Origin of the sequence: Streptomyces rhizoryzae (genome assembly GCF_023155275.1) — a bacterium.
Taxonomy (GTDB): domain Bacteria; phylum Actinomycetota; class Actinomycetes; order Streptomycetales; family Streptomycetaceae; genus Streptomyces; species Streptomyces rhizoryzae.
Genome location: NZ_JALMUV010000023.1, coordinates 43,927 through 70,903 on the forward strand (window position 1 = coordinate 43,927; position 26,977 = coordinate 70,903).

Annotated in this window: 24 protein-coding genes; 9 read left to right on the plus strand and 15 right to left on the minus strand. The window is 74.7% G+C overall.

The window, feature by feature from the left end:
• The first annotated feature begins 106 nt into the window (after nt 1-106).
• The 4 genes from MUU72_RS19415 (at nt 107) to MUU72_RS19430 (ending at nt 6,139) form a co-directional block, all read left to right on the plus strand.
• Entirely contained in the window at nt 107-1,192 is a 1,086-nt protein-coding gene (locus MUU72_RS19415; RefSeq protein WP_248014577.1) for an S-(hydroxymethyl)mycothiol dehydrogenase, read from the plus strand.
• Nucleotides 1,189-3,702, plus strand: a complete 2,514-nt coding sequence (locus MUU72_RS19420) for a GcvT family protein (protein WP_248014578.1) — start codon at nt 1,189-1,191, stop codon at nt 3,700-3,702. The genes MUU72_RS19415 and MUU72_RS19420 overlap by 4 nt, the downstream gene beginning before the upstream one ends.
• 80 nt (nt 3,703-3,782) lie before the next feature.
• Entirely contained in the window at nt 3,783-4,958 is a 1,176-nt protein-coding gene (gene solA, locus MUU72_RS19425) for an N-methyl-L-tryptophan oxidase (protein ID WP_248014579.1), read from the plus strand.
• Complete coding sequence (locus MUU72_RS19430; protein ID WP_248014580.1) at nt 4,955-6,139, plus strand: aromatic ring-hydroxylating oxygenase subunit alpha; 1,185 nt, start codon at nt 4,955-4,957, stop codon at nt 6,137-6,139. The genes solA and MUU72_RS19430 overlap by 4 nt, the downstream gene beginning before the upstream one ends.
• A gap of 46 nt (nt 6,140-6,185) precedes the next feature.
• Here MUU72_RS19430 and MUU72_RS19435 read toward each other — a convergent pair whose 3' ends face one another.
• The 4 genes from MUU72_RS19435 to MUU72_RS19450 all read right to left on the minus strand — a co-directional run bounded on the left by MUU72_RS19435 (nt 6,186) and on the right by MUU72_RS19450 (nt 11,521).
• On the minus strand, nt 6,186-6,806 hold the full coding sequence (locus MUU72_RS19435) for a class I SAM-dependent methyltransferase (RefSeq protein ID WP_248014581.1): 621 nt from the start codon (nt 6,804-6,806) through the stop codon (nt 6,186-6,188).
• A 40-nt stretch (nt 6,807-6,846) separates the two neighbouring features.
• Nucleotides 6,847-8,868 carry a heavy metal translocating P-type ATPase gene (locus MUU72_RS19440; RefSeq protein ID WP_248014582.1) on the minus strand — a complete coding sequence of 674 codons (2,022 nt, stop codon included), beginning with the start codon at nt 8,866-8,868 and terminating at the stop codon, nt 6,847-6,849.
• A gap of 322 nt (nt 8,869-9,190) precedes the next feature.
• Nucleotides 9,191-9,901 carry an alpha/beta fold hydrolase gene (locus tag MUU72_RS19445; protein WP_248014583.1) on the minus strand — a complete coding sequence of 237 codons (711 nt, stop codon included), beginning with the start codon at nt 9,899-9,901 and terminating at the stop codon, nt 9,191-9,193.
• 483 nt (nt 9,902-10,384) lie between these two features.
• Entirely contained in the window at nt 10,385-11,521 is a 1,137-nt protein-coding gene (locus MUU72_RS19450; protein WP_248014584.1) for a DUF4185 domain-containing protein, read from the minus strand.
• 302 nt (nt 11,522-11,823) lie between these two features.
• On the opposite strand from MUU72_RS19450, the gene MUU72_RS19455 reads away from it, so the two are divergent.
• Nucleotides 11,824-12,207 carry an ArsR/SmtB family transcription factor gene (locus MUU72_RS19455; RefSeq protein WP_248014585.1) on the plus strand — a complete coding sequence of 128 codons (384 nt, stop codon included), beginning with the start codon at nt 11,824-11,826 and terminating at the stop codon, nt 12,205-12,207.
• Between the two features lie 20 nt (nt 12,208-12,227).
• Here MUU72_RS19455 and MUU72_RS19460 read toward each other — a convergent pair whose 3' ends face one another.
• The 8 genes from MUU72_RS19460 to MUU72_RS19495 form a co-directional block, all read right to left on the minus strand.
• Nucleotides 12,228-13,022: a carbon-nitrogen hydrolase family protein gene (locus tag MUU72_RS19460; RefSeq protein ID WP_248014586.1), complete on the minus strand. Its 795-nt coding sequence runs from the start codon at nt 13,020-13,022 to the stop codon at nt 12,228-12,230.
• A gap of 161 nt (nt 13,023-13,183) precedes the next feature.
• Complete coding sequence (gene aspA / locus MUU72_RS19465; protein ID WP_248014587.1) at nt 13,184-14,608, minus strand: aspartate ammonia-lyase; 1,425 nt, start codon at nt 14,606-14,608, stop codon at nt 13,184-13,186.
• Between the two features lie 58 nt (nt 14,609-14,666).
• Complete coding sequence (locus MUU72_RS19470; RefSeq protein ID WP_248014588.1) at nt 14,667-15,737, minus strand: asparaginase; 1,071 nt, start codon at nt 15,735-15,737, stop codon at nt 14,667-14,669.
• Nucleotides 15,734-16,492: a FadR/GntR family transcriptional regulator gene (locus MUU72_RS19475; protein ID WP_248014589.1), complete on the minus strand. Its 759-nt coding sequence runs from the start codon at nt 16,490-16,492 to the stop codon at nt 15,734-15,736. Before MUU72_RS19475 ends, MUU72_RS19470 begins: the two co-directional genes overlap by 4 nt.
• A gap of 631 nt (nt 16,493-17,123) precedes the next feature.
• A complete protein-coding gene (locus MUU72_RS19480; protein WP_248014590.1) occupies nt 17,124-17,732 on the minus strand; it encodes a GNAT family N-acetyltransferase in 609 nt (202 codons plus the stop codon).
• Nucleotides 17,733-17,922: 190 nt separating this feature from the next.
• Nucleotides 17,923-18,237, minus strand: coding sequence for an alpha/beta fold hydrolase (locus MUU72_RS19485; RefSeq protein WP_248014591.1), 315 nt, complete (start codon nt 18,235-18,237; stop codon nt 17,923-17,925).
• Nucleotides 18,183-18,620: an alpha/beta fold hydrolase gene (locus MUU72_RS19490; RefSeq protein ID WP_248014592.1), complete on the minus strand. Its 438-nt coding sequence runs from the start codon at nt 18,618-18,620 to the stop codon at nt 18,183-18,185. The genes MUU72_RS19485 and MUU72_RS19490 overlap by 55 nt, the downstream gene beginning before the upstream one ends.
• Before the next feature lie 221 nt (nt 18,621-18,841).
• Nucleotides 18,842-19,651 carry an alpha/beta fold hydrolase gene (locus MUU72_RS19495; RefSeq protein ID WP_248014593.1) on the minus strand — a complete coding sequence of 270 codons (810 nt, stop codon included), beginning with the start codon at nt 19,649-19,651 and terminating at the stop codon, nt 18,842-18,844.
• A gap of 161 nt (nt 19,652-19,812) precedes the next feature.
• Here MUU72_RS19495 and MUU72_RS19500 point away from each other — a divergent pair, with 161 nt between their 5' ends.
• Nucleotides 19,813-20,709: a LysR family transcriptional regulator gene (locus tag MUU72_RS19500; protein ID WP_248014594.1), complete on the plus strand. Its 897-nt coding sequence runs from the start codon at nt 19,813-19,815 to the stop codon at nt 20,707-20,709.
• On the opposite strand, the gene MUU72_RS19505 is transcribed toward MUU72_RS19500, so the two are convergent.
• Nucleotides 20,706-21,398 (minus strand): response regulator, encoded by a 693-nt coding sequence (locus tag MUU72_RS19505; RefSeq protein WP_248014595.1) that lies wholly within the window; start codon nt 21,396-21,398, stop codon nt 20,706-20,708. The two genes, MUU72_RS19500 and MUU72_RS19505, sit on opposite strands and share 4 nt — an antisense overlap.
• Nucleotides 21,395-23,041, minus strand: coding sequence for a sensor histidine kinase (locus tag MUU72_RS19510; RefSeq protein ID WP_248014596.1), 1,647 nt, complete (start codon nt 23,039-23,041; stop codon nt 21,395-21,397). The genes MUU72_RS19505 and MUU72_RS19510 overlap by 4 nt, the downstream gene beginning before the upstream one ends.
• A 301-nt stretch (nt 23,042-23,342) precedes the next feature.
• Here MUU72_RS19510 and MUU72_RS19515 point away from each other — a divergent pair, with 301 nt between their 5' ends.
• From MUU72_RS19515 to MUU72_RS19525, 3 genes are read left to right on the plus strand one after another with little or no spacing between them, the layout of a single operon-like run.
• Complete coding sequence (locus MUU72_RS19515; RefSeq protein WP_248014597.1) at nt 23,343-24,158, plus strand: ABC transporter ATP-binding protein; 816 nt, start codon at nt 23,343-23,345, stop codon at nt 24,156-24,158.
• Nucleotides 24,148-25,023, plus strand: coding sequence for an ABC transporter permease (locus MUU72_RS19520; RefSeq protein ID WP_248014598.1), 876 nt, complete (start codon nt 24,148-24,150; stop codon nt 25,021-25,023). Before MUU72_RS19515 ends, MUU72_RS19520 begins: the two co-directional genes overlap by 11 nt.
• Nucleotides 25,024-25,067: 44 nt before the next feature.
• Nucleotides 25,068-26,099 carry an ABC transporter substrate-binding protein gene (locus MUU72_RS19525; protein ID WP_248014599.1) on the plus strand — a complete coding sequence of 344 codons (1,032 nt, stop codon included), beginning with the start codon at nt 25,068-25,070 and terminating at the stop codon, nt 26,097-26,099.
• A gap of 45 nt (nt 26,100-26,144) precedes the next feature.
• Here the strand turns inward: MUU72_RS19525 and MUU72_RS19530 are convergent, their stop codons facing one another.
• Nucleotides 26,145-26,921, minus strand: coding sequence for a hypothetical protein (locus MUU72_RS19530; protein WP_248014600.1), 777 nt, complete (start codon nt 26,919-26,921; stop codon nt 26,145-26,147).
• Nucleotides 26,922-26,977 lie beyond the last annotated feature (56 nt).

Sequence of the window (26,977 nt, forward strand, 5' to 3'; positions counted from 1 at the left end):
GGTCACGGCGGCCGGCGCGCACCTCTTGACGCTGCCGAGGCGCCGTTCCCAGTATGTCCCTCATCGCGCAACCAGTCGTGCACTGCGCAACACTGAGGGGTAGGGCATGCCACACGAAGTCCATGCCGTCGTCGCGGCGAAGAAGGGCGCACCCGTCGGTCCGCAGCCGATCGTGGTCCCGGATCCCGGCCCCGGGGAAGTGCTCGTCGCCCTCCAGGCGTGCGGTGTCTGCCGCACCGATCTGCACTACCGCGAGGGCGCGGTGAGCGACGCGTTCCCCTTCCTGCTCGGCCACGAGGCGGCCGGGACCGTCGAGGCGGTCGGCGCGGACGTCACCGGCCTGGCCCCCGGCGACTACGTGGTCCTCGCCTGGCGCGCCCCCTGCGGCGACTGCCGCTCCTGCCGCCGCGGCCGCCCCTGGTACTGCTTCGACTCGCGCACCGCCACCCAGCCGATGACCCTCCTGGACGGCACCCCGCTCACCCCCGCCCTCGGCATCGGGGCGTTCGCCGAGAAGACGCTGGTCGCCGCCGGCCAGGCGGTCAAGGTCGATCCCTCGGCCCGGCCGGAGGCGGCCGGGCTGCTCGGCTGCGGGGTGATGGCCGGTTACGGCGCGGCCGTGCACACCGGGGCGGTCGGCAGCGGCGACACCGTCGCCGTCATCGGCTGCGGCGGGGTCGGCAGCGCCGCCGTCGCGGGCGCCGCGTTCGCCGGCGCCCGCCGGATCATCGCCGTCGACATCGACGAGCGCCCCCTCGACGGCGCCATCCGCTTCGGCGCCACCCACACCGTCAACTCCCGCCGCACCGACCCCGTCGCGGCCGTCCGGGAACTGACCGGCGGCCACGGCGCGGACGTCGTCATCGACGCGGTCGGCCGCCCCGAGACCTACCGCCAGGGCTTCTCCATGCGCGACCTCGCCGGCACCCTCGTCCAGGCCGGCGTCCCCGAACCGGGCACGACCGTCGAACTGGCGCTGACCGACCTCTTCTCCCGCGGCGGCGCCCTGAAGCCGTCCTGGTACGGCGACTGCCTGCCCAGCCGCGACTTCCCCGTCCTGATCGACCGCTACCTCAGCCGGCGACTCGACCTCGGCGGCTTCGTCTCCGAGACCATCGCGCTGGACGAGGTCGAGGCGGCCTTCGAGCGGATGCGCGGCGGCACGGTCCTGCGCTCGGTGGTGGTCCTGTGAACGCCCCGCTGCCCGACCCGCGCGAGGCCCGCGTGGTCATCATCGGCGCCGGCATCGTCGGCTGCTCGCTCGCCGACGAACTCACCGCCCGCGGCTGGCGCCGGGTCACCGTCCTCGACCAGGGCCCGCTGCCGGCCCCCGGCGGCTCCACCTCGCACGCCCCCGGCCTGGTCTTCCAGACCAACCCGTCCAAGACCCTGACCGAGTTCGCCGCGTACACCGTCCGGAAGTTCAGCGCCCTGCGGACCGACGGCGCGCCCTGCTTCCTGCCGGTCGGCGGCCTGGAGGTCGCCACCACCGAGGCCCGCTGGGCCGATCTGCACCGCAAGGCCGGCCTCGCCGCCTCCTGGGGCGTCCGCGGCCGGCTGCTCGACCCCCAGCAGTGCCGGAAACTCTGGCCGCTGCTCGACGAGACCCGGATCCTGGGCGGCTTCCACACCCCCGACGACGGGCTGGCCCGCGCGGTACCCGCCTGCCGCGCCCAGATGGCCCGGGCCGGCCGCCGCGGCGCCCGCTTCCTGGAGCGGCACACCGTCACCGGCATCGAGCGCGCCGGCGGCCGGGTCACCGGGGTCACCACCGACCGCGGCACCTTCCCCGCCGACCACGTCGTCTCGGCCGCGGGCTTCTGGGGGCCGGTGATCGGCGCCCTGGCCGGCGTGGACGTGCCGCTGCTGCCGCTGGCCCACCAGTACGCGACCACCGAGCCGCTGCCCGAACTCGCCGCCCCCCACAGCCCCGACGGTGGCCTCCTGCCCTCCCTGGAGGAGGGCAGCCCCGGCCACGAGGCCGCCCGCCCCGTCCTCCGCTTCCAGGACCGCGACCTCTACTTCCGCGAACACCTCGACGCCACCGGCGGCCGGCTCGGCATCGGCTCCTACGCCCACCGCCCGCTGCCCGTCGACCCGTTCACCGTCCCCGCCTACGACGACGCCCCCGCCATGCCGTCCTCGCTGCCCTTCACCCCCGAGGACTTCGCCCCCAGCTGGCGGGACAGCGCCGCACTGCTGCCGGCCCTCGGCCGCTCCAGGATCGCCGACGGCTTCAACGGCGTCTTCTCCTTCACCCCCGACGGCATGCCGGTCCTCGGCGAGTCCCGCACCCTGCGCGGCTTCTGGCTCGCCGAAGCGGTCTGGGTCACCCACTCCGCCGGCGTCGCCCGCGCCGTCGCCGAGTGGATGACCGACGGCCGCCCCCGCACCGACGTGCACGCCTGCGACCTCACCCGCTTCGAGGACGCCCAGCGCTCACCCGCGTACACCGAGCAGCGCGGCGCCCAGAACTTCATCGAGGTCTACGACGTCATCCACCCCCTCCAGCCCATGGAGCAGCCCCGCCCGCTGCGCACCAGCCCCTTCTACCCGCGCCAGCAGGAGCTCGGCGCGTACTTCCTGGAGGCCGGCGGCTGGGAACGCCCCCACTGGTACGAGGCCAACGCCCCGCTCGCCGAGGACATCCGGCTCCCCGAGCGGGACGCCTGGTCCGCCCGCCACTGGTCCCCGATCGCCGCCGCCGAGGCCGCCGCCACCCGCGAACGGGTCGCCCTCTACGACATGACTCCGCTGCGCCGCCTGGAGGTCACCGGCCCCGGCGCGCTGGACTTCCTCCAGCGCATGACGACCAATCAACTGCGCAAGAAGCCCGGTACGGTGACCTACACCCTGCTCCTGGACCAGGCCGGCGGGATCCGCTCCGACCTCACCGTGGCCCGGCTCGCCCCCGACCGCTTCCAGATCGGCGCCAACAGCCCCGCCGACCTCGACTGGCTGCTGCGGCACGCCCCCGAGGACGTCAGCGTCCGGGACACCACCTCCGGCACCTGCTGCATCGGCGTGTGGGGCCCGCTGGCCCGCGACCTCGTCCAGCCGCTGACCCGCGACGACTTCTCGCACGAGGGGTTCGGCTACTTCCGGGCCAAGCAGACGTACGTCGGCCACGTCCCGGTCACCGCCCTGCGCCTGAGCTACGTCGGCGAACTGGGCTGGGAGCTCTACACCACCGCCGACCTCGGGCTCCGCCTCTGGGACACGCTCTGGGAGGCCGGCCGGGAGCACGGCGCGGTCGCCGCCGGCCGCAGCGCCTTCACCAGCCTCCGCCTGGAGAAGGGCTACCGCTCCTGGGGCCTGGACATGACCACCGAACACCACCCCTACGAAGCCGGCCTCGGCTTCGCCGTCCGCCCCGGCAAGGGCGACTTCACCGGCCGCGCCGCCCTGCGCGGCCTCGACCCGGCGACCCTCGCCCGCAAGCTCACCTGCCTCACCCTCGACGACCCCGCCCATCAGGTCCTCGGCAGCGAACCGGTCCTCGTCGACGGCGCCCCGGCCGGTTACGTCACCTCCGCCGCCTACGGCTACACCGTCGGCCGCTGCATCGCCTACGCCTGGCTGCCGGCCGCCGCCGCGGTCCCCGGCACCGCCGTGCACATCGAGTACTTCGGCCACCCGCTCCCCGCCACCGTCGCCGAGGAACCCCTCCTGGACCCGGGGATGACCCGCATCCGCCGCTAGGGGGTCCGCAAAGTCCCGTCTGCCGGGGAGGCCCGGTCCGGACCCGCCGCACCCACCCGTACGACGAAGGAGCGCGAAGCATGGCCCCCACCTACGACGTCATCGTCCTCGGCCTCGGCGGGATGGGCAGCGCCGCCGCCCACCACCTCGCCGCCCGCGGCGCCCGGGTCCTGGGACTGGAGAAGTACGGGCCCGTCCACCACCGCGGCTCCAGCCACGGCGGCTCCCGCATCACCCGCCAGTCCTACTTCGAGGACCCCGCCTACGTCCCGCTGCTGCTGCGCGCGTACGAGCTCTACGACAAGCTGGAGCGCGACACCGGCCGCAGCATCGCCACGCTCTGCGGCGGCGTGATGATCGGTCGCCCGGACAGCCGCACCGTCCGCGGCAGCCTGGCCTCCGCCCGCCAGTGGGACCTCCCGCACGAGATGCTCGACGCCCGGGAGATCCGCCGCCGCTTCCCCACCCTCACCCCCGCCGACGACGAGGTCGCCCTCCACGAGGCGCGGGCCGGCCTGGTCCGCCCCGAGAACACCGTCGCCGCGCACGTCCAGCTCGCCGTCAAGGGCGGCGCCGACCTGCACTTCGAGGAGCCCGCCACCCGCTGGGAGGAGCTGCCCGGCGGCACCGGCGTCCGCGTCCACACCCACGAGAACACCTACACCGCGGGCCAGTTGGTGATCTGCCCCGGTGCCTGGGCGCCGCGGCTCCTCACCGATCTCGGCGTCCCGGTCAGCATCGAACGGCACGTGATGTTCTGGTTCGCCCCGGACGGCGGCACCACCCCCTACCTCGCCGACCGCCACCCGATCTACATCTGGGAGGACGACCGGGGCGTCCAGATCTACGGCTTCCCCGCCCTCGACGGCCCCCGCGGCGGTGCGAAGGTCGCCTTCTTCCGCAAGGGCACCGCCTGCACCCCCGACACCATCGACCGCACCGTCCACGACCACGAGGTGCGCGCCATGGCCGACCAGCTCGCCCCGCGCCTGCCCACCCTCCCCGGCCGCTTCCTGAAGGCCGCCACCTGCATGTACGCCAACACCCCCGACGAGCACTTCGTGATCACCCGCCACCCGGCGCACCCGGACACCACCACCGTCGCCTGCGGGTTCTCCGGCCACGGCTTCAAGTTCGTCCCCGTCGTCGGCGAGATCCTCGCCGACCTCGCGCTCACCGGCACCACCGCGCACCCCATCGACCTGTTCGACCCCCGCCGCCCCGCCGCCGCGGCCGTCCGAGGAGAGCAGCCATGACCACCACCCCCGCCGGGCACCCGCCGCCCGCCCCGGCCGGCACCGGCCTGATCCGCACCCTCCCCGGCCGCAGCTACACCGACCCGGACATCTTCCGGCGCGAACAGGAGCTGATCTTCGAACGGTTGTGGATCTGCGCGGTCCGCGGCGCCGATCTGCCCCGGCCCGGCGCCTTCCGCACCGTCCGCATCGGCCGGGAGAGCGTCCTGATCACCCGCAACCGCGGCGGCCGGCTCCGCGCCTTCCTCAACGTCTGCCGGCACCGCGGCGCCCAGCTGTGCACCGAGGAGTCCGGTGCGGTCCGCCGCGGCCTCCAGTGCCCGTACCACGCCTGGACCTACGACCTCGACGGCCGGCTGGTCGCCGCCCCCAACCTCCGGAGCGTGCCCGGCCTGGACCGCGCCGAACGCGGCCTGGTCACCGTCCCGTTGCGGGAATGGCTCGGTTACGCCTGGGTCTGCCTGGCGCCGGACCCGCCGTCCTTCGAGGACACCGTGGTCGGCGCGGCCGTCGAGCGGCTGGGCGACGCCGCCGCGCTGGACCGCTACCGCACCGAGACCCTGGCCGTCGGCCGCCGCATCGGCTACGACGTACGGGCCAACTGGAAGCTGATCGTCGAGAACTTCATGGAGTGCTACCACTGCGCCACCATCCACCCCGAACTCACCGATGTGCTCCCGGAGTTCGCGGAGGGCTTCGCGGCCCAGTACTACGTCGGCCACGGCGCCGCCTTCGCCGACGAGGCGGCGGGCTTCACCGTGGACGGCAGCGCCGGCTTCGGCCGGCTGCCCGGGATCGACGACAGCCAGGACCGCCGCTACTACGCGGTCACCATCCGCCCGCAGGTCTTCCTCAACCTCGTCCCCGACCACGTCATCGTGCACCGGATGTTCCCGCTCGCCGCCGACCGCACCCGGGTCGAGTGCGACTGGCTGTACCTCCCCGAGGTCGTCGCCTCGGGCGCCGACACCGCCAAGTCCGTCGAGCTCTTCCACCGCGTCAACACCCAGGACTTCGACGCCTGCGAACGCACCCAGCCGGCCATGGACTCCCGCGCCTACCGCGACGGCGGCGTCCTGGTCCCCAGCGAACACCACCTCGGCGCCTTCCACACCTGGGTCACCGCACAGCTGGCGGACGCCGAACCGGACGCCGAACCGGCCTGCGGAGCGGAACGGTGATCCGCGGCCCCGATGTGGGGCTCGGCCGGGGCCGCGGGCGCCGGTCTCAGCCGCCGTTGCGGTAGACCAGGAGGTAGCGCCAGAAGAGGAGCCGGCGGACCCGGCACCGGGGGAGTTCGGCCGCGGCGCGCTTCCTGATGGCGGCCAGCGGCATGACCGGGTCGGCGACCGGCGCGGGCGGGGGCCCCTCGCCGGCGCCGGTGAGCCGTTCCCGGACGAACGCCGCGCTCCGGTAGGCGGCGTTCACCGGCGCGGCCGCCAGGCCGACGAGGAAGTCCGCGGGTGTGGTCTCGCGGTAGCAGCCCAGGACCACCAGCACCCCGCCGTCGGTCAGTGCCTCGCGCAGCTTGCGCACCGTCTCGAACGGGACGTGGTGGAGGCTGGCCAGGCAGGAGATGTAGTCGTAGCTGCCGGGCGGCAGGGACACCCGCGCGATGTCCAGCTGCCGGAAGCGGGGTTCCGCGGCGGGTGCCGGCCGGTCGGCCGGGCGCCGTGCGGCGGCGATGACCTCGCCGTCGGTGTCGATCGCGTCCACCTCGATGCCCCGGGACGCCACCGCGCGGGCGAACGCCCCGGTGCCGCAGCCGACATCGAGGGCGCGCCGGCAGTCCGCCGGCAGCTCGCGCAGCAGCAGGGCGTGGTAGTGATCGTTGTGGTTGAACGGCACCGGCCCATCATGGCACCGGCGGCCCGGCCACGGGATCGGGCTACGGGGTCCGGTCCGGCCCGGCGGCCCGGCGCCAGGCGGCCTCGCGCAGCAGCCGCAGCCCGTTGAGGCCCACGATCACCGTGGAGCCCTCGTGGCCCAGGACGCCGAGCGGCAGCGGGAGTTGGCCGACCAGGTCCCACACCACCAGGCCGGAGATGCACACCGAGGCGATCACGAGGTTCTGCACGACCAGCCTGCGGGCGGCGCGGGAGAGGCGCACGACGGCCGGGACGGTGGCGAGTTCGTCCCGGACGATCACCGCGTCGGCGGTCTCCAGCGCCAGGTCGGAGCCGGCCCGGCCCATCGCCAGGCCGGTGTGCGCGGCGGCCAGTGCCGGGGCGTCGTTCACCCCGTCCCCGACGACCAGCACCCGCCGCCCGGCCGCCTCCTGCTCCCGGACGGCGGCGACCTTGTCCTGCGGGAGCAGCCCGGCCCGGACCTCGGTGATACCGGCCTCGGCGGCCAGCCGGGCGGCGGCGCGCGGGTTGTCACCGGTGAGCAGCGCGGGCGCCCGGCCGGTCAGGGCGCGCAGCGCGGCCACCGCCGGTGCCGCGTCCGGGCGCAGCCGGTCCGCGATGCCGAGGACGCCGACCGGGGCGCCGTCCCGCCGTACCACTACGGCGGTGTGGCCGGTCTCCTCCAACTCGGCGACCACGGCGTGCACGTCGGCGCATCGGGGCGCCGCGCCGGGGGTGTCCGCAGCGGGCTGCGCCGACCGGGACGCCGGCAGCAGGCGGGCCGGGGCGCCGACCTCGATCAGGGCGCCGCCGACGCGGGCCCGTACGCCGGTGCCGGGGGTGGCGGCGAAGTCCTCGGCGGCGGGCAGCGCGCCGTCGCGGGCCCGGGCGGCGCCGACGACGGCACGGGCCAGCGGGTGCTCACTGGGGTGCTCGGCGGCGGCCGCCAGGGTCAGCAGTGCGTCCTCGGAGAGCCCGGTGCCGGGCAGCGGCCGGACCGCGGTCACCCGGGGCGTGCCCTCGGTCAGCGTCCCGGTCTTGTCGAGCGCGGCCGCGTCCACCTGGCCGAGCCGCTCCATCACCACGGCCGACTTGACCAGTACGCCGTGCCGCCCGGCGTTGGCGATGGCCGACAGCAGCGGCGGCATGGTGGCCAGCACCACCGCGCACGGCGAGGCGACGATCATGAAGGTCATGGCCCGCAGCAGCGCCCCGGTCAGGTCCGCGCCCAGCAGCAGCGGCCCCCCGAACACCGCCAGCGTGACGGCCACCACGCCGACCGAGTACCGCTGTTCGACCTTCTCGATGAACAGCTGGGTGGGCGCCTTGGTCTCGGACGCCTCGGCGACCATGGCCACGATCCGGGCCAGCACGGAGTCCGCGGGGTCCCGTTCGACGGCGACCCGCAGCGCGCCCAGGCCGTTGAGGGTGCCGGCGAACACCTCGTCACCGGGCTCCTTGGCCACCGGCAGTGGTTCGCCGGTGATGGTGGCCTGGTCGACCTCGCCGGTCCCGGCCACCACCCGGCCGTCGGCACCGATCCGTTCACCGGGGCGGACCAGGATCGTGTCGCCGACCGACAGCGCGGCGGTGGCCACCGTCTCCTCACCGCCGTCCGCGGTCAGCCGGGTGGCGGTGGCGGGTGCGAGGTCGAGCAGGCCGCGCACCGAGTCCTGGGTGCGGGCGGTGGCCAGCGCCTCCAGGGCGCCGGAGGTGGCGAAGATGACGATCAGCAGCGCGCCGTCCATGACCTGCCCGATCGCCGCCGCCCCGAGGGCCGCCACGATCATCAGCAGGTCCACGTCGAGGGTGCGTTCCCGGAGCGCCTGGAGCCCGGCCCGGGCCGGCTCCCAGCCGCCCGCCGCGGACGCCACCGCGTACGGCGGGCCCCACGCCCAGGCCGGCGCACCGGTGAGCTGGAGCGCCAGCGCCACCAGGAAGGCGAGCGTGGCACAGGCCGCCCAGCGCGCCTCGGTCAGCGCGAACACCCGGGTGCGCCGCGCGGTGGCCCGGGGCGTGGCGGCGGCCGGGGGCGAGGGGCGCGCGGTGGTGGCAGCAGGCATGACGGAACGACCCTCCACGGGCGGGGGACGGGCAGCGACGCACCCACCATACAGGAACGGATGAACAATTCTTCATCTATTACGACCACTGCCCGGCAGCCGGCGACGTCGTGCACATGTACAACTGGGACGACTCCTGGCAATGGGTGGCCGACGTCCAGGTGGGCCAGAAATGGAGCGTGACCTGGAGCGGCGACTCGCGCAACGACGTGGTCGACATGGTCTGCATCGGCCGCACCGCGTCCGGTACGTGTAGGTGCGGGCGCAGGGCGGGTGCATGTGGTGTGCCCTCGGCCGACGCATCCACGCGAGGGGGCTCTTGTCAGCCTTGGCGCGGTTGAGCCCGGGGGGCAACGTTCGCTGTGCAGCATCCGCTGATGGCGGCGGCCACCTCTTGGGGATGGGAGACCGGTGAGAGGTGGCTGGAGCGCAGGGCGGTGACCGTGGCATTCGTCCGTTCGGCGAACCACCGCTGGAGCCCGGGGTCGAGGATCTGGTCGTCCGTGGAGAGGACGTAGGCGCAGGGCAGGTCACGCCAGGCACCGCGCCCTGAGGGGGTCGAGAAGCACGCGCTGTGCGTCGGCTTCTGGAGTGCGGCCAGGACCCGGGTGGTCGTCGCCGGAACATCGGCTCCGAGCGCATCCCTGAAGAGGTCGGGGTCGAGGGTCGACCAGCCGTCGTTGCTGAACCGGATCGCGTCGCGGCCGCGGGTCGCCGTGCCGCGGCCGCTCAGCATCCGGAGCGTCTCGGACTCGTCGGGGGCGTAGGCCGCGACGAACACCAGCGCGGTGACCCGGGCGTTGTGATGTGCGGCCCCGGATATCACCATGCCGCCGTAGGAATGCCCGACCAGCGTCACCGGCCCGTCGAATGTCGCGATCTGCCGCCGTGTCCAGGCGATGTCCTCTTCCAGCGAGGTCAGTGGCAGCTGGATGGCCAGCACACGGTGCCCCTCGTCCTGGAGGGTGGCAATCACCGCCTGCCAGACCGACCCGTCACTCCAAGCCCCGTGCACCAGCACGACGTTCGCCATTGCCGCCTCCGTGTTTCCCCACTCGCGAGCAGCGCCGTCAACCGGCGCTGTCGCGGACGGATTTCCGTACGGGCGCTAGGCAACCGAGGTGAGGATGCGGGGTGTGAGCCAGGGAGTTGGTCCTGCCGCGTTTCGACAGGAGGCCGCGTGTGGATGGCGCATATCGACACCTCGGACGCGTGCGTCCCGGACGCGCTCGACCCGCACGAGGACGACGGCGGGACGGTACCGGACTCGTGAAGGGCGTCATGTGGTGGTACGAGTGCGCTTCGGCCGGCTGTCCCAGCCACTGGCCCGGGCAGGGGCGCTGAGTGCCCTCTCAGACGTTCGCTCCTCCGTCTTGGGCCGCCCTCGGTGGCCGGCTCGGGAGCGGTGTCGAGTGCATCGAGCACTGCGTGCGGGGGCTGCTCGGGTCGTGTCAGGGTGCGGCCGTGCCGGCGCAGTTCTCGGACCGCGCCGGTACGGGAGGCAGCGGCTGCCGGATCACGACAGCATATGGACCTTGTACTGCATGAAGCGGTAGTTCCAGGGGTCGTACCACTGGCTGACGACGATGTGGAAGTTGCCGAACGTCGAACCGGGGACGACGAAGCCGCCGTACGGACTGGCGACGAGGTTGCCCACCTCCTGGCCCGGTGCGCCAGGCACGATCATGGTCTGCTCCAGCGTCCTGGTCAGGTCCGACGTCGGGAGCGGGAAGACCATCGCCCGGACCGACAGCGGGTTCATGTTCAACCAGGTGAGCACGTACTTGCCGTCCATGGCCCGGAAGCAGATCTCGCCCCACTTGCGGGTGCCGAAGACGGTTGTCGGAGGCGCGCCCCACCGCCAGCCACCGTCGGCGTAGCCCCACGGCTCGTAGGCGTCCGGATTGCCGAGGCTGTCCTTCCGCACCCGGTGCAGCAGCATCCCCGACTCCACCTCGCGGTTGAAGACCGAGGACAGGACGTAGCAGTAGCCGTCGTCGGCCACCGCGTAGGTCTTCTGCTGGAACTGGCCGCCGTGCAGGTCGCCCGGCCACTGGCACAGGTATTCCCAGGTCTCGCCGTTGTCGGTGGACCGCCAGAAGTCCGTGTGGTGCGTGTCGTAGATGACACCGCGCATGAGGTGCATGTACATCACGCCGTCGACGACGAACACGTCCGAGGGGATCGCCGTGGTCGCCTTCTCGCCGACCGGCGTGTGCGGTTCGTCGACCAGGCTGTTGGCGTGGCCCCCGCCGACGCTGCCGTCGATGCGCAGGTTGCCCAGGTCCGCGCTGCTGGAGCGCAGCCCGACCGGGGCACGCCAGTCGTCGGCGGGTTCGCCGGGCCGCGGTACGTGGTCGCCGTTGAAGGTGTCGCCGCCGACGAACAGCATGGTGCCGTTCGGACACCGCACGGGGATGCCGAGATCGGTCCACGGCGAGGCGAACGGGCCGGTCTCGGCCGGGCCGCTCAGGTTCTTCACCTTGTACGCGATCGTCGGGCTGGACGGGTCGTTCGGCCCGCCTGCCCTCGCGATCCCCGCGGTCGAACCGATGACTCCCGCCCCTACGGCGGCGCCGATACCCATGGTGAGGAGCTTGCGGCGGGTGTGCCCGCCGGCCGACGAGTCCTGCTCGTCCGCTGGACGTGTCATTGTGTCGATGCCTTTCCGAGCCGACCCAGTGGTACGAGGTGACGCCCTCGGTGCCGGTAGCCAGGGCGGGGCACCCGAGCACGCACCCCGTCGGGAGAGCCCGATCGTAGGGGCGACCGGTGAAATGGTGATGACCTGGCGTGCCCTGCCTGATGCGCCGGGGCGCCGGGGCCGTCCCGCCGCCGCTCGCCTCCTGCGCCCGTGGGCCGGACGCCGCCTGCTCGGTCCGCGGAGGCACGGGGAAGACTGCCCGGCCTCCGGGGCCACGCGCGTGGTGGGCGGGGCTCCTTAGGATGGCTCCCATGGGCCATGGAATCGATGACAACGGCAGCGCCACCACCCGCGAACGCCTGGACGCCGTAGGGGCCGCTGACGTCGCCGCCACCCTCCAGGCCCTCTCCACCCCGTCCCGGCTGCGGATCCTCGCCCGGCTCCAGGAGGGGCCGTGCGCGGTCGGCGACCTCGCCGCCGCCGTCGGGATGGAGCAGTCCGCCTGCTCCCACCAGCTCCGCCTGCTGCGCAACCTCGGCCTGGTCACCGGCGAACGCAACGGCCGGTCGATCGTCTACGCCCTCTACGACCACCACGTCGCGGAACTGCTCGACCAGGCCCTCCACCACGTGGAGCACCTGCGGCTCGGCCTGCGCGACGCCCCGACCCGGACCGCCGAGGCCCCGGCCCGCTGAACGGGCCGGGCCCGGGCCGGCTACAGCCGCCGGTTGTCCAGCACCCCCACCGCCCGCCGCACCCGCTCGGCCTCGGCCGGGTCCACCTCGCCGACCAGCAGCCCCGGCGCACCGCCCAGCCGCGCCCGCACCGTTCCGTCGGGCCCGATCAGTGCGCTGTGGCCCACCCCGGTCGGCGCCTTGGTCGGCACCTCCGGATCGGCGTCCTGGTCGGGCGCGGCCTGGCCGACCGCGGCCACCCACACCCCGGCGTCCAGCGCCCGCGCCCGCACCAGCAGGTCCCACTGCGCCCGCTTGCCGGGGCCCGCGCCCCACGACGCGGGCAGCACCGACAGTGCCGCGCCGGCCTCCGCATGGGCCCGGAACAGCTCAGGGAACCGCAGGTCGTAGCAGGTCGCCAGGCCCACCCGGACGCCCTCGACGTCGAGGGTCACCACCCGGTCGCCGGGGGCGACGGTGTCCGATTCCCGGAACCCGAACGCGTCGTAGAGGTGGATCTTGTCGTAGGACTCCTCCACGCCGGGGCCGGTGGCCAGCAGGGTGTTGGCCACCCGGCCGTCCGGCGCCGGGGTGAACATCCCCGCCACCACCGTCACCCCGGTCTCCCGGGCCACCGCCCGCACGCCCTCGGCCCACGGCCCGTCCAGCGGCTCGGCGACCGGCCCCAGCGGCACCCCGAAGCGCACCATCGACGCCTCCGGGAGCACCGCCAGCCGCGCGCCCTCCGCGGCCGCCCGGCGCACCTGCTCCGCCACCCGCGCGAGGTTCTCCCGCGGGTCGGCCGACGAGGTCATCTGGCACAGCGCGATACGCATCGGGGCTCACTCCTGTCGTCTCGGTCACGCGGCCCGCGCGTCCGCCGGCCGCCTCGGACTGGACGGTACGCCGTGGTGCCGCGCCCGCCCAGCGCACCCCCGGGCCCGCGGCGCGCCGGGCCGCCGCGGCCCCGGCGCGCCCGCCCGGGCCGGTCCCGCGCTCAGGCCCCGTCGGCGCCCGCCAACTCCCCACCCGCACCGGCGAGTTCCTCCGGCCGCAGCAGCGCGGCGAGCCGCTCCTCGGGCAGCAGACCGCGCTCCAGGACCAGTTCGGCGACGCCGCGCCCGGTGGCCAGCGCCTCCTTGGCGATCGCGGTCGCCGCGGTGTAGCCGATGTGCGGGTTGAGCGCGGTGACCAGCCCGATGGAGTTCTCCACGGCGGCCCGCAGCGTCCCGGTGTTGGCGGTGATGCCGGTGACGCAGCGCTCGGCCAGGGTGCGGCAGGCGGCTCCCAGGTGGGTGATGCTCTCCGACAGCGCGTGCAGGATGATCGGTTCGAAGGCGTTGAGCTGGAGCTGCCCGGCCTCCGCGGCCATGGTGATGGTCACGTCGTTGCCGATCACCTCGAACGCGACCTGGTTGACCACCTCCGGGATCACCGGGTTGACCTTGCCCGGCATGATGCTCGAACCGGCCTGCACCGGCGGCAGGTTGATCTCCGCGAGCCCGGCGCGCGGACCGGAGGAGAGCAGCCGCAGGTCGTTGCAGCTCTTGGAGAGCTTCACCGCGATCCGCTTCAGCACACCGGAGAGGTGCACGAACGCGCCGCAGTCCTGGGTGGCCTCGACGAGGTTGGCGGCGGTCACCAGCGGCAGGCCGGTGATCTCCGCGAGATGGCGGCGGGCCGCCTCGGCGTAGCCCCGGGGCGCGTTGAGACCGGTGCCGATCGCGGTGGCGCCGAGGTTGATCTCGTGGATCAGGGTCACCGCCTCGGCCAGCCGGCTCTGGTCCTCCTCCAGCATCACCGCGTACGCCGAGAACTCCTGCCCCAGCGTCATCGGCACCGCGTCCTGGAGCTGGGTGCGGCCCATCTTCAGGACGTCCCGGAACTCCTCCGCCTTGGCGGCGAACGCCTCGCGCAGCACCGTCATCGCGGCCAGCAGCTCCCGCACCGCGAGCACGGTGGCGACCTTGACGGCGGTCGGGTAGACGTCGTTGGTGGACTGGCTGAGGTTGACGTGCTCGTTGGGGTGCAGCCGGTCGTAGTCGCCCTTGGCGTGGCCCAGCAGCTCCAGCGCCCGGTTGGCGATCACCTCGTTGGCGTTCATGTTGGTCGAGGTGCCGGCGCCGCCCTGGATGACGTCGACGACGAACTGGTCGTGCAGCCGCCCGTCCCGGATCTCCTGGCACGCCGCGGCGATCGCACCGGCCTGCTCGGGGGTGAGCAGTCCGAGGTCGGCGTTGGCCCGGGCGGCGGCCTCCTTGACGGCCGCGAGCGCGTCGATCAGGTGCGGATAGGCGGAGATGGCGGTGCCGGTGATCGGGAAGTTCTCCACGGCGCGCAGGGTGTGCACGCCCCAGTAGGCGTCGGAGGGTATGGCGCGGTCGCCGAGCAGGTCGTGCTCGCGGCGGTGGCCGGAGGTCATGGCGGGAGGTTCCTTGGAGGGTGAGGAGGGTGGTGGGAAGAGGGGGAGGGGCTGCTGCCTAGGAGGCCGGGGGCGGGTCGACGGCCCGCAGGGCGCCGACCTCCCTGCCGCCGCCCAGGACGGGGACGGCCGCGAACGGCGCGAGCAGCTCCGGATCGACGCCGCAGCGGGCCAGCGCGGCGGCGGTCACCGGCATCCGCGCCCGGTCCCCGCCGTCCGCGATCTTCACGCCGACCGCCCGGCCGTCCGGCAGCGCCGCGAGCTGGACACCCTCGAAGCCGTCCTTGGCCAGCAGCCCGGGCACCGCGCCGACCAGCCGCGCGGTGTCGCGCTCCCGGCCGGAGACCATCTCCGGGTACCGGCGCATGGCGTCCGCGACCCGGCCCTCGGCGGTGCCCGGGGCGGCCGTCGCGAGCCGGGCCGCGGCCCGGGTCAGACCGAGCAGCGAGACCGCGAACAGCGGGGCGCCGCAGCCGTCGACGGTGACCCGGGCGATGCCCTGGCCGGTCAGCTCCTCGACGGTCGCGGCCAGCTCCCCCTGGAGCGGGTGGCCGGGACGGAGGTAGCTCTCCAGCCGCCAGCCCCGGGTGCGCGCGGTGACCAGCATCGCGGCGTGCTTGCCCGAGCAGTTCTGGGCGAGCCGGCTGGGGACCCGCCCGCGGGCCAGCCACGCCGCCCGCTCGGTGGCGCCGTACGGCAGGTCCGGGACGTTGCGCAGGGCGTCCTCGGTCAGCCCGCCGGAGTGCAGGATGCGGCGGGCGGTGGCCAGGTGGCGGTCCTCGCCGGAGTGGCTGGCGGCGACCAGGGCCAGCGCCTCGTCGTCCAGCGGCGGCAGACCGGCCCGCAGCAGACCGACCGCCTGGAGCGGCTTGAGCGCCGACCGGGGGTAGAAGGCCGCCTCGATGTCGCCGCGCCGGTACGCCACCGTGCCGTCCGCGGCCAGCACGACGACCGAGCCGTGGTGGACGCCCTCGACCAGGCCGCCCCGCACCAGCTCGGCGACCGGGGCGTGGGCCGGGGTGCGGACCGGCGGCGGGGCGTCCGGCGCCGTGCCGGGGCCGGGTATACCGGGGGGCGAGCCGGGGCCGGGTGTACCGGGGGCCGCGGTGCGCGGCGCCGGCGCGGTCATCGCCGCTCCTCAGGGTCCGCGGCGCCGTCGGCCGGGGCCGCGCGGTGCGCCGGCCGCACGATGGTGGACAGCGTGGACTCCACGCGGGCCAGGTGGTGCCGCATGGCCTCCGCGGCGTCCTGCCCCGACTGCTCCACCAGGGCTTCCACGATCGCCCGGTGCTCGCGGTTGGACTGCTCGCGCCGGCCGCCGACGTCGGTGAGGAACGCCGACTGGCGGGCCAGCGCGTCGCGGATCTCCTCGATGACCCGCCGGAAGACCGGATTCCGGGCGGCCTCGGCGACCGCCAGGTGGAACAGCGTGTCCATCGCGACCCAGGCGGTGGTGTCGGTCTCCCGCTCCATCCGCTCCAGCAGGTGCCCGAGCCGGTCCAGGTCCTCGGGCGTGCGGCGCTCCGCCGCGTACCCGGCGACCGGGATCTCGATGTGCCGGCGGACCTCCAGCAGGTCGCTGGCGGCGTAGTCGCCGAAGGTGGGGTCCGGCACCGCGCCGTCCGAGACGACGAAGGTGCCCTTGCCCGTACGGGAGACCGTGAGCCCCATCGTCTGGAGCGCGCGGAGCGCCTCCCGGAGCACCGGGCGGCTGACTTCGAGCCGGCGGCACAGCTCGGCTTCGGAGGGGAGCTTGTCACCCACGGCGTACTCGCCCCGCTCGATGGCCGCGCGGAGGTGGCTCAGGACGGCCTCCATCGCACTCACCCGGCGGGGCGGCGGGGTCGGATCGGGGATAGCTGTCTGGCTGTCTGACAGGTTCACCCCGGGATCGTCCGCCCCCGGCAGGGGAGCTGTCAAGCCCTGGAAGGAAGCCGAGGAAGCCCGTCGGCGATGGCCCGGGGCCCGTGCGGCCGGCACCGAGGCCGGCGCCTCCCGTCTCCCGGGGCCGCCGGAGGACCTGGGCGGGGACGCCCCCATGGTTGCGGACCCCGCGCCGGTGTACCGGTACGGCCGGCGCGGCCCGGGGCGCTCCCGTGGGAGGGCCGCCGTTCCCCGGCCCGGCATACCGGCGATCCCGCCGAACTGCTCGCCGCCCCGAAGCCTCGACGCCTCACTGCACGGGCTGTGCCAAGGCCGTGCGGGGACGCGCGTACGCGCTCGATGTGCGTCGTGCTCAGCTGCGGGCGTGCCTGCCCGGGCGCACGGGGCTCCTTGGCGGGGCCGACGGTCCGGTGCGCGCCTCCGCCGTTTCACGCGGGGCGCGCCGGGTGCGGTGCGCCGGGTGCCCGGGGCGACGGCCGGTTCGCCGGCCGGTCGTGTCCCCGTGACTCGGCGCTGTGGTGGGTCCGCTGCCCGAAGGGGCGGGAGCGGGGTCGGCCGTTCACGGGGAACCCGTTTCGCGGGGGGAGGCGCTCAGCGTCCTGCCGCGGCCGGGAGGCCGGAGTGCGTGCTCTCAGGCACCGGCCTCCGCGGCGGCGCCGTCCGCCGGTGTGCGGAGGTCCAGCAGGTAGAAGACCTTGTCCCAGCGGCGTTCGCCGACGGCGACGAAGGCGGGCAGCCGGCCGTACTCGCGGAAGCCCAGGGCGCGGTAGAGCCGCAGGGCGTGGGTGTTGTCGCCGCGGGCGTCCAGGGTCAGGACCTCGATGCCGGCCGCGCGGGCGTCGGCGATCAGCGCGGCGGTCAGCGACCGGCCGATACCGCGGCCGTGGGCGGCGCCGGCCACCGCGAGCTTCTCCAGGTCGGCGTGCGGCCGGTGGGTGGGGCGGTCGTAGCGCAGCCAGTAGCCCAGGCCGAGCAGGGTGCGCCCGGTGTACGCGGCGCGCAGGGCGCCGTCGCCGGCCCGCACGGCGGCCAGGACGCGCTCCACCAGCGCGGCCACCTCGTCCGGCCCGGGCGGCTCCACCCAGCCGAGCGCCGCCCCCGCGCCGACCAGTTCGGCGAGGATTTGGTGGACCGAGGCGGCGAACTCCGCGGCGAGCCCGGGGTCGGCGGTCACCTCAGGGGCGGTCAGGAGGACGGGCTCCTGGCCGCCGACGGGGTCGTTGATCGTTACGGGATGCATGCGGGGCAGCCTAGGGGGTGTCCGCAAAGTCCCGTCTGCCGGGCGGCGCCCGGCCGCCCTCCGGGCGAACGACGCGACTTCACGGACACCCCCTGGATCCTGGCGCGCGGGCCGGGCCGGGTGGGGACGGGCCCGGGCGGCGATCGGTGGCCGCGGCGGGACACCGCGGTCCGCGCCCGGGCCCGCCGGGTCAGGCACGGGCCGCGGCCGTCGGCGCGTCCGGGGCGCCGGCGCCGCGGTGCTCGTCCAGGAAGGCGGTGATCAGGGCCGTGAAGCCGGCCGGGTCCTCGGCCGGCGCCCCGTGTCCGGCGTCGATCTCCGCGTAGCGGGCGTGCGGGACCCCGGCCAGCAGCGCACGCTGCTGATCGGCGCCGATGATCCGGTCGTGGGCGCTGGCCGGCACCGGCGTCGGCGCGGTGATCCGGCCCAGCGCCGTCCGCAGGTCCACCGTCAGGTCCACCTCGGTCTGCCGGGTGGTCCCGGGTGCCAGGGTCTGCGCCAGCACCTGGACCAGTTCCTCGTTCTCCTCGGTGCTCGTGCGCGCCCATACACCGGGCCGGACGCCGCCAGCGGCAGCATCCGGGCGAAGTGCGCGGTGCCGTGCCGCGCGTCGGCGCCGAGCAGGTCGAGCCAGTGGCCGAACTCGGCCCGCAGCCGGGTGTCGGTGCGGACCCAGCCGGCGTGCAGCGCCAGCGAGTCGACCCGCTCGGGGTGGTGCGCGGCGAGGTGGGTGGCGATCGCCGCACCGAGCGAGTGGCCGGCCAGGTGGAAGCGGTCCAGACCGGCGTCGTCCGCGGCGGCCAGTACCTCGCCCGCGAGGTCGGCCGGGGTGAGCGGCCCGCCGTGGTCGGTGGTGCCGCCGGAGCCCGAGAGGTCCGGTGCGACCACGGTGAAGCGGTCGGCGACCGCCGCGGTCAGCGGCTGCCACTACTGGCGGGTGGCGCCGGTGCCGTGCACCAGTACCAGCCCGGGTCCGGTGCCGGTGCGGTCGTACGCGACCTCGGCCGGGCCGCCGCTGAGCTGGGTGCGGATGAGGGGCATGGGAAGGTCTCCTTCGCCGGCAGGTCGGTGCCGTGGGAAGCGGGCGGGGCGGGTGCTCAGGCGGGTGCTCAGGCGGTGGCGCGGGCGGTGCGGGCGGCGGCGCCGGTGGCTTCGGCCATCCGCGCGAGTGCGGTGCGCAGTGCGGAGTTGAACGCGTCGGGGCGCTCCTGGTGCGGCATGTGGCCGGCGCCGGGGAGGACGGTGAGGTGGCCGCCGGGCGTGAGCGCAGCGCAGTCGCGGGCCACCTCCACGGGGATCGCGGCGTCCAGTTCGCCGTGCACATAGTGGAGGGGAACCCGCAGTCCGGGCAGGGCCGGGCGCGGGTCGTAGCCGGCGGCGGCGGCCTGGTGGTCGTCGATGTAGACGCCGGAGTCCAGGATCTGCCGGACGGTCCAGTCGATCAGCGCGCGGGACGTGCCCGGCGCGTACCAGGCCGGCACCCAGGCGGCGACCGTCCCGGCCCGGTCCCGGCGCAGGCCGGTCACCAGCTCCGCCTGGCCCTCGGCCGTCGGCCAGTACCCGGGCGCGCCGACCGCCACCACGCCCGCGATCAACTCGGGCCGCCGCACGGCCAGTTCGATGCCGAAGACGGCGCCGATCGACGAGCCGACGACCACCGGCCGGTCGAGCCCCAGCGCGCCGGTTAGCGCCACCAGGTCGCTCACCACCCCGGCCAGGGTGTTGCCGCGGACGGGACGGGCCGAGCGCCCGCAGCCCCGCCAGTCGACGGTGACCACCCGGTGGTCCCGGGTGAACTCGGGCAGCTGTGCGCCCCAGACCCGGCCGCTGGTGCCCCAGCCGTGCAGGAGGAGCAGCGCGGGGCCGGACCCCTCGTCCTCGTAATGGAGCGTGGTGTCGTTGACGTCCAGACTGGGCACGGGGCTCTCCTCTCCTGCGCGGGCCCGTACGGGCCGCGTCCGGTGCCGGTGCCCCCACCCAACCGCGAGCCCGCCCGCCGGCCAACCGGCGATCCGCGCCTACACTCATCGCGAACGCTGATCAATGCGTGGCCGGGGAGGTCACGGCGAACGGGGGGGCCATGGAGATCCGTCAGCTGCGCTACTTCCTCACCGTGGCCGAGGAGCTGCACTTCGGCCGGGCCGCCGAGCGGCTGCACATCGTGCAGTCCGCGGTCAGCCAGCAGCTCCGCCGGCTCGAACGGGAGCTGGGCACCGAGCTGTTCGCCCGCTCCACCCGCTCGGTGCGGCTCACCGAGGCCGGCCACCGGCTGCTGCCGTACGCCCGGGAGATGCTCGCCCTCCAGGCTCGCGCCCGGGAGGCGCTGGACGAACTGCGCGCCGAACGCGCCGCGACGGTGCGGCTGGGCACCAGCTCCGGCCTGGGCGCGCGGCTGGACGCGGTGCTCGCCGCGTTCGCCCGCACCGCCGGGCGGGACCGGCTGGAACTGGTCACCGGCGGCACCGACGAGCGGCTGGCGAAGGTGCGCGCCGGCGACCTGGACGCCACCCTGCTGCGCGGCGAACGCCCCGGCCCCGGGCTGGAGTTCCTCCCGCTGTGGCAGGACGCGCTGATGGCGGCGCTGCCCGCCGGCCACCCGCTCGCCGCCCGCGAGACCGTCGAGCTCTCCGCGCTCGCCGGGCTGCCGCTGCGGATCTCCCCGCCCACCCGCAACCCCGCGCTGTACGACCTGGTGCTGCGCTCCTGCCGGGCGGCCGGCCACGAGCCCGTTCTCGGGCCGGAGTTCACCAACGCCCAGGACACCCTCGCCGCCATCGGCTACGCCACCCCGTCCTGGACGGTCTTCTACGCGCCGCACGCCGACCAGCTCCCCGTCCCCGGCGTGGTCTTCCGCCCGCTGCGCGACCCGGAACCCCTCATGCGGACCTACCTGGCGGTCCGCCCCGGCCCGCCGGGCCCGGGCCTGCGCGCCCTGATCGACGCCTGCAACGCGGCGGCCGGCGCGGACACGCCCTAGCTCGCCCGCGCCCAGGCGTACCGGTGTTCCGGGCGGCCGGTGTCGCCGTATTTCAGGGTGAGGCTGATGTGGCCGGTGCGTTCGAGGTGCTTGAGGTAGCGCTGGGCGGTGGAGCGGCTGACCCCGGCGCGTTCGGCGACCTCGTGGGCGGAGAGCGGCAGCCCGGCCTCGTCCAGGATGCGGCGGATCAGGTCGACGGTCGCCGCCGAGTGGCCCTTGGGGAGTTCGGCGTGCGGGGAGCCCGGGGTGCGCAGCGCCGCGAAGATCCGGTCCACCTGCTCCTGACCGGCCTCGCCGCGGCCGGCGGCGCCCTCGACGGTACGGCGGAGCGCGGCGTAGCTGTCCAGTTTGGCCCGCAGCCCGGAGAAGCCGAACGGCTTGACCAGGTACTGGAGGGCGCCGTAGCGCATGGCCGCCTGCACGGTGGCCACGTCCCGGGCCGCGGTCACCATGATCACGTCGGTGTGGTGGCCCAGTTGGCGCAGCCGCCGGACCAGGGTCAGGCCCGTCTCGTCCGGCAGGTAGTGGTCGAGCAGGACCAGGTCGACCGGGTGGCGCTCCAGGGTGGCCAGCGCCTGGGCCGCGGTGTGGGCGCGGCCGGCGACCCGGAAGCCGGGCACCTGGGACACGTACGCGGCGTTGATCTCCGCGACGCGGAAGTCGTCGTCCACGACAAGGACATCGATCACGGTGACTCTCCTGTGGCCGTGAGCTGGCGGGGGGCGGCGGAGGCGGGGAGGGCCGGGTCCAGCGCCTCGGGCAGGACGACGGTGAACACCGCGCCGCCGCCGGCCCGGGCGGTGACCCGGGCCATCCCGCCGTAGCGCTCGGCGAGCCGGCGCACCAGCGCCAGCCCGATGCCCCGCCCCCGGGAGGCGACGGTGGCGCTCTTGGTGGACCAGCCCTCGGCGAAGATCCGGTCCCGCATCCCGGGCGGGACCCCGGGCCCGGTGTCGCTGACCCGGACGACCGCGGTGCTGCCCTCGGTGCGCAGTTCGACCTCCACGAACGGCTCCGCGCAGCGGCGTTCGGCGGTGGCGTCCAGCGCGTTGTCGATGAGGTTGCCGAGCACCGTCACCAGGTCGCGCGGGTCCACCACCGCGTCCGGCAGCAGCGTCGCGGACGAGATCCGCAGCGAGACGCCGCGTTCGGCGGCGATCGCGGCCTTGCCGACCAGCAGCGCGGACAGCAGCGGGTCGTGCACCCGCTCGGCGATCTGCTCGGCGGACGCCCGGTGCGCGCTGGCCACCTCGGCGACGAACTCCACCGCCATGTCGTAGCGGCCCAGTTCCAGCAGTCCGCGCACGGTGTGCAGCTGGTTGGCGTGCTCGTGGTCCTGGGCGCGCAGCGCGTCCAGCAGCCCCTGGGTGCTGTCCAACTCCCGGCCCAGCAGCTCCAGTTCGGTGCGGTCCCGCAACGTGACCACCGCGCCGCCGTCCCGGGTCGGTACGCGGTTGGCGACCAGCACCCGGCCGCCGCTGACCGCCAGCAGGTCGCTGCCGGCCACCCGGCCGGCCAGCACGTCGGTGGTCCGGCCCGGCGGCAGCACCTCGTCCAGGGCGCGGCCGGCCGCGTCCGAGGTCAGCCCCAGCAGCCGTGCCGCCTCGTCGTTGACCAGCCGGATCCGGCCCCGCCGGTCGAAGGCGACGACGCCCTCCCGGATGCCGTGCAGCATCGCCTCCCGCTCGTCCAGCAGCGCCGAGATGTCGGCGGTGGCGACGCCGTGCGTCCGGCGGCGCAGGCTCCGGGCGACGCCCACCGCGGCCAGCACCCCGGCCGCCAGCGCCGCGCCCGCGTACCGCAGCAGCCCCGGGATGGCACCGAGCAGCAGCCCGTGCACGCTGTCGTAGCCGATGCCGACCGAGACCGCGCCGACGATCTCGCCGCGGCCGTCGCGCAGCGGCACCTTCGCGCGGGCCGAACGGCCCAGGGTGCCGGTGTCGATCTGGCGGACCTCCTGGCCGGCCAGGGTGCGGGCGGGGTCGGTGGAGACGTGGTGGCCGATCTCCGCGGCGTTGGTGTGCGACCAGCGGACGCCGCGGGTGTCCATCACCACGACGTAGAGCGCGCCGGTGGCCCGGCGGATCCGTTCCGCCGAGGACTGGACGGGGCCGCGGGCGGCGGGCGCGGTGTGCTCCAGGTCGCGGACCAGGTCCGGGTCGGCGGCCGCGGTCTGCGCGATGGCCAGGGCCCGGCGCATCGCCTGGTCGTCCAGGGCGTGCCCGAGCGGGGCCAGGAACAGGCCGGTGGCCAGCACCGTCACACCGGTGGTGATGGCCAGCTGTGCGGTCAGGACCTGTGCGAAGACGCGACGGGGCCAGCGGATCCGCATACCGTCCCCCCTTGTCGTGCCGTGTCGTGCCGTGTCGTGCCTGTCGTGGCCGCGGTGCCTGTCGTGGCCGCGCGGTGCCTGTCCGGGCCGCGCGCCGCTCGGCGCGCGATGCGGAATTGACTCTTCCTGTTGCTGCGGTGCCCCCGCAACGTAAGCCGCCGCGGCCCGGCTGCCCAGTCCCCGGCGGACTTTTGTTGTTCTAGCGTGAGCAAAATGGGCACAACAGGGTTTGCGCGCAGAAAGACGGCTTGCGCCCACAAGGCTGCCGCGGTGGCCCGGCCCGCTCCTAGCCTCCCGGTCCATGAACAGCCATACGAGCCCTGCCATCGAGCTGCGGGGAGCGAGCAAGACCTTCCGCACCCCCTCGGGCGGACTGCACACCGCCGTGCGCGACCTGGACCTCACCGTCGGCCGCGGTGAGTTCGTCGCCGTGGTCGGGCCCACCGGATGCGGTAAGTCCACCACCCTCACCCTGGTCAGCGGGTTGACCGAGCCCACCGAGGGCGAGGTGCTGGTGGCCGGCGAACCGGTCCGCGGTATCGGCGACAAGGTCGGCTTCGTCTTCCAGCAGGACGCCGTCTTCCCCTGGCGCACCGTGCTCTCCAACGTCATGGCCGGGCCCCGCTTCCGCGGCGTCCCCAAGGCCGAGGCCAGGGAGCGGGCCCGTGAATGGCTCGGCCGGGTCGGCCTCGCCGCGTTCGAGGACCGCTACCCGCACCAGCTCTCCGGCGGCCAGCGCAAGCGCGTCGCCCTCGCCGCCACCTTCGTCAACGACCCCGAGATCCTGCTGATGGACGAGCCGTTCTCCGCGCTCGACGTGCAGACCCGGGCCCTGATGTCGGACGAGCTGCTCGACCTGTGGGCCGGCACCGGCGCCTCCGTCGTCTTCGTCACCCACGACCTGGAGGAGTCCATCGCGCTCGCCGACAAGGTCGTGGTGATGACCGCGGGACCGGCCACCGTCAAGGAGGTCTTCGCGATCGACCTGCCGCGCCCGCGCCGGGTGGAGTCGGTGCGTCTGGAGCCGCGGTTCATCGAGATCTACCGGGAGATCTGGTCCTCGCTCGGCGAAGAGGTCCGGATCACCCGCGAGAGGGGTACCGCCGATGCCGCCTGAGACCGCCACCGCCCCGGCCGCCGCCCCCGCGGCCGGCACCCCCGGGGAGCGCAGCCAGGCCCGCGCCCGGGCCGCCCGCAACCACGCGTTCCTCGTCCACGGCACCCGCGTGGTGCTCCTGGTCGGCCTGCTCGCGCTGTGGGAGGGGCTGGCCCGCGCCGCCGTCATCGACCCGTTCAACTTCTCCATGCCGTCGAAGATCTGGGACCAGATCACCCAGTGGACGGTCCACGGCACCCCGCAGGGCCCCCTGTGGGAGCAGGTCTGGTACACGCTCTACGAGGCGCTGCTCGGCTGGGTCATCGGCGTCCTGGGCGGCGTGGTGCTGGGCATCGCGCTCGGCCGGATCCGCTTCCTGGCCGATGTGCTCGGCCCGTACATCAAGGTCCTCAACGCGCTGCCGCGGATCGTGCTGGCGCCCATCTTCCTGATCTGGTTCGGCCTCGGCCCGGCCTCCAAGGTGGCCTCCGCCGTCGTCCTGGTCTTCTTCCCGGTCTTCTTCAACGCCTTCCAGGGCGCCCGCGAGGTGGACCGCAACCTGGTCGCCAACTCCCGCATCCTGGGCGCCAGCAACCGCCAGGTCACCCTCCAGGTCGTCATCCCCGCCGCCACCTCCTGGATCTTCACCAGCCTGCACGTCAGCTTCGGCTTCGCGCTGATCGGCGCCATCGTCGGCGAGTACATCGGCGCCACCAAGGGCCTGGGCCTGCTGGTCTCGGCCTCCCAGGGCACCTTCAACGCCGCCGGGGTCTACGCCGCCATGGTGATCCTCGCCGTCGTCGCGCTGCTCGCCGAAGGGCTCCTGGCCTTCCTGGAGAAGCGGCTCTTCCGCTGGAAGCCGGCCGACACCGGCGACGCCCGCTGACCCCGCCCCCCGCCCGCACCGCCCCCCCTCACAAGGACGTGACCATGCGCACCCAGCTCAAGATCCCGGCCGCCCTCACCGCGGCCGCGCTCGCCCTGACCGGTCTCACCGCCTGCGGCGGCTCCTCGGCCGGCACCACCGCCGACGCCAAGGACGGCAAGATCAAGATCATGGTGGGCGGCCTGGACAAGGTCATCTACCTGCCGGCCCGCCTCACCCAGCAGCTCGGCTTCTTCAAGGCCGAGGGCGTCGACGTCACCCTGCTCACCGAACCGGCCGGCGTCCAGGCCACCACCTCGCTGATCTCCGGCGACGTCCAGGGCGTCGTCGGCTTCTACGACCACACCCTCGACCTCCAGGCCAAGGGCAAGCAGGTCGAATCGGTGGTGCAGCTGGCCCAGGCGCCCGGCGAGGTGGAGGTGGTCTCCAACAAGGCCGCGTCCCAGATCACCTCCGCCAAGGACTTCAAGGGCAAGAAGCTGGGCGTCACCGGCCTCGGCTCGTCCACCGACTTCCTCACCAAGTACCTGGCGGTCAAGAACGGCGTGCGGACCGAGGACGTCCACCCGGTCGCGGTCGGCGCCGGCCAGACCTTCCTGTCCGCCCTCGAACAGGGCTCCATCGACGCCGGGATGACCACCGACCCCACCGTCGCCCAGGTCGTCGACAAGAAGATCGGCAAGGTGCTCCTCGACATGCGCACCCCCGAGGGCTCCAAGCAGGCGCTCGGCGGCCTCTACCCGTCCTCCAGCCTCTACATGAACACCGACTGGGTGAACAGCCACAAGGACACCGTCCGCAAGCTCGCCAAGGCGTTCGTCCGGACCCTCCGGTGGATGTCCACCCACACGCCCGAGGAGATCGCCGCGAAGATGCCGGCGGACTACGCCCAGGGCGGCAAGGAGCTGTACGCCCAGGCCATCAAGGACACCCTGCCGATGTTCACCAAGGACGGCGTGATGCCGGCCGACGGCCCGGCCACCGTCGAACGCGTCCTCAAGGCGTTCAACCCCAACCTCCAGAACGCCACCATCGACCTGGGCAAGACGTACACCACCGAGTTCGTCAAGAAATGACGGCCCGTCAGGTCCGCCCTGCGGACTGCGCCGCACCCACCGGGATCAGCTGCGGAAGCCCAGGTGCACATGGTCCCGGTGGGTGGCGTCCGAGAAGAACTGCCCGGGCGCCCCGCCCGGCAGCAGGTAGGGGCCGCCGATGTTGTACGACCCGGCGGCCGCCGCCCGGCGCATGAACGACTCCACCAGCCCCCGCGGCGTCGCCGGATCGACCACCGGGTGCCCGTCGATCCGCCATACGTCCACCGCCCGCCCGCGCGGATGGTCGCTGGGCCGGTCGGTCCCGAACACCGTCAGCGGGTGCCCGGACCGCAGCACGCTCACCGCCAGCCGGTGCCCGCGGGCCAGCTCCAGCAGCGCCTCCAGCACACTGGTGTGCACCGCGCCGCTGCGCACGTCCGCGGCCGCCGCCGGCGGCAGCTCGATGCCCGGGCCCGCCGCCAGCACCCGCCGCGCGGCCTCGCCCGGGGCCGCCGCGGGGGCGCCGGGCGCCGCCGGGTGCAGGGCGGTCGCCGTCCAGCGCGGCCGCGCCCGGCGCAGCCGGACGTCCACCGTCGTCCCGCCCGGCAGCACCGTCCCGTCGGCCCGCCGCACCCACTGCCGGCACACCACCAGCACGCTCGCCGCGTCCGCCAGGATCCCGCCGTACTGCGCCGTCACCACCTCCAGCACCGCTTCCGTGCCGCCGGGCCGCAGGGCCCCCGCCCGGTCCACCAGCGACGGGGCCAGTCCCAGTGCACCCACCCGCGCCATCGCCGCGTCCCGCTCCCCGGCCGGCCACGCCCCGATCGCCCGCACCAGCTCCACCGCCCGGCTCTTCACCTCCGGGTGCACCTCTCCGGGGCCGGGCCGCCACACGGGTGGCCGGGGCAGCGCCG

Excerpts from the sequence above, each read along its gene's own strand:
- MUU72_RS19455 (WP_248014585.1), top strand. The coding sequence starts at position 11,824 with ATGGGCCATGGAATCGATGACAACGGCAGCGCCACCACCCGCGAACGC.
- MUU72_RS19510 (WP_248014596.1), bottom strand. The coding sequence starts at position 23,041 with ATGCGGATCCGCTGGCCCCGTCGCGTCTTCGCACAGGTCCTGACCGCA.
- MUU72_RS19415 (WP_248014577.1), top strand. The coding sequence starts at position 107 with ATGCCACACGAAGTCCATGCCGTCGTCGCGGCGAAGAAGGGCGCACCC.
- solA (WP_248014579.1), top strand. The coding sequence starts at position 3,783 with ATGGCCCCCACCTACGACGTCATCGTCCTCGGCCTCGGCGGGATGGGC.
- MUU72_RS19500 (WP_248014594.1), top strand. The coding sequence starts at position 19,813 with ATGGAGATCCGTCAGCTGCGCTACTTCCTCACCGTGGCCGAGGAGCTG.
- MUU72_RS19440 (WP_248014582.1), bottom strand. The coding sequence starts at position 8,868 with ATGCCTGCTGCCACCACCGCGCGCCCCTCGCCCCCGGCCGCCGCCACG.
- MUU72_RS19450 (WP_248014584.1), bottom strand. The coding sequence starts at position 11,521 with ATGACACGTCCAGCGGACGAGCAGGACTCGTCGGCCGGCGGGCACACC.
- MUU72_RS19515 (WP_248014597.1), top strand. The coding sequence starts at position 23,343 with ATGAACAGCCATACGAGCCCTGCCATCGAGCTGCGGGGAGCGAGCAAG.
- MUU72_RS19445 (WP_248014583.1), bottom strand. The coding sequence starts at position 9,901 with ATGGCGAACGTCGTGCTGGTGCACGGGGCTTGGAGTGACGGGTCGGTC.
- MUU72_RS19430 (WP_248014580.1), top strand. The coding sequence starts at position 4,955 with ATGACCACCACCCCCGCCGGGCACCCGCCGCCCGCCCCGGCCGGCACC.
- MUU72_RS19525 (WP_248014599.1), top strand. The coding sequence starts at position 25,068 with ATGCGCACCCAGCTCAAGATCCCGGCCGCCCTCACCGCGGCCGCGCTC.
- aspA (WP_248014587.1), bottom strand. The coding sequence starts at position 14,608 with ATGACCTCCGGCCACCGCCGCGAGCACGACCTGCTCGGCGACCGCGCC.
- MUU72_RS19480 (WP_248014590.1), bottom strand. The coding sequence starts at position 17,732 with ATGCATCCCGTAACGATCAACGACCCCGTCGGCGGCCAGGAGCCCGTC.
- MUU72_RS19460 (WP_248014586.1), bottom strand. The coding sequence starts at position 13,022 with ATGCGTATCGCGCTGTGCCAGATGACCTCGTCGGCCGACCCGCGGGAG.
- MUU72_RS19470 (WP_248014588.1), bottom strand. The coding sequence starts at position 15,737 with ATGACCGCGCCGGCGCCGCGCACCGCGGCCCCCGGTACACCCGGCCCC.
- MUU72_RS19520 (WP_248014598.1), top strand. The coding sequence starts at position 24,148 with ATGCCGCCTGAGACCGCCACCGCCCCGGCCGCCGCCCCCGCGGCCGGC.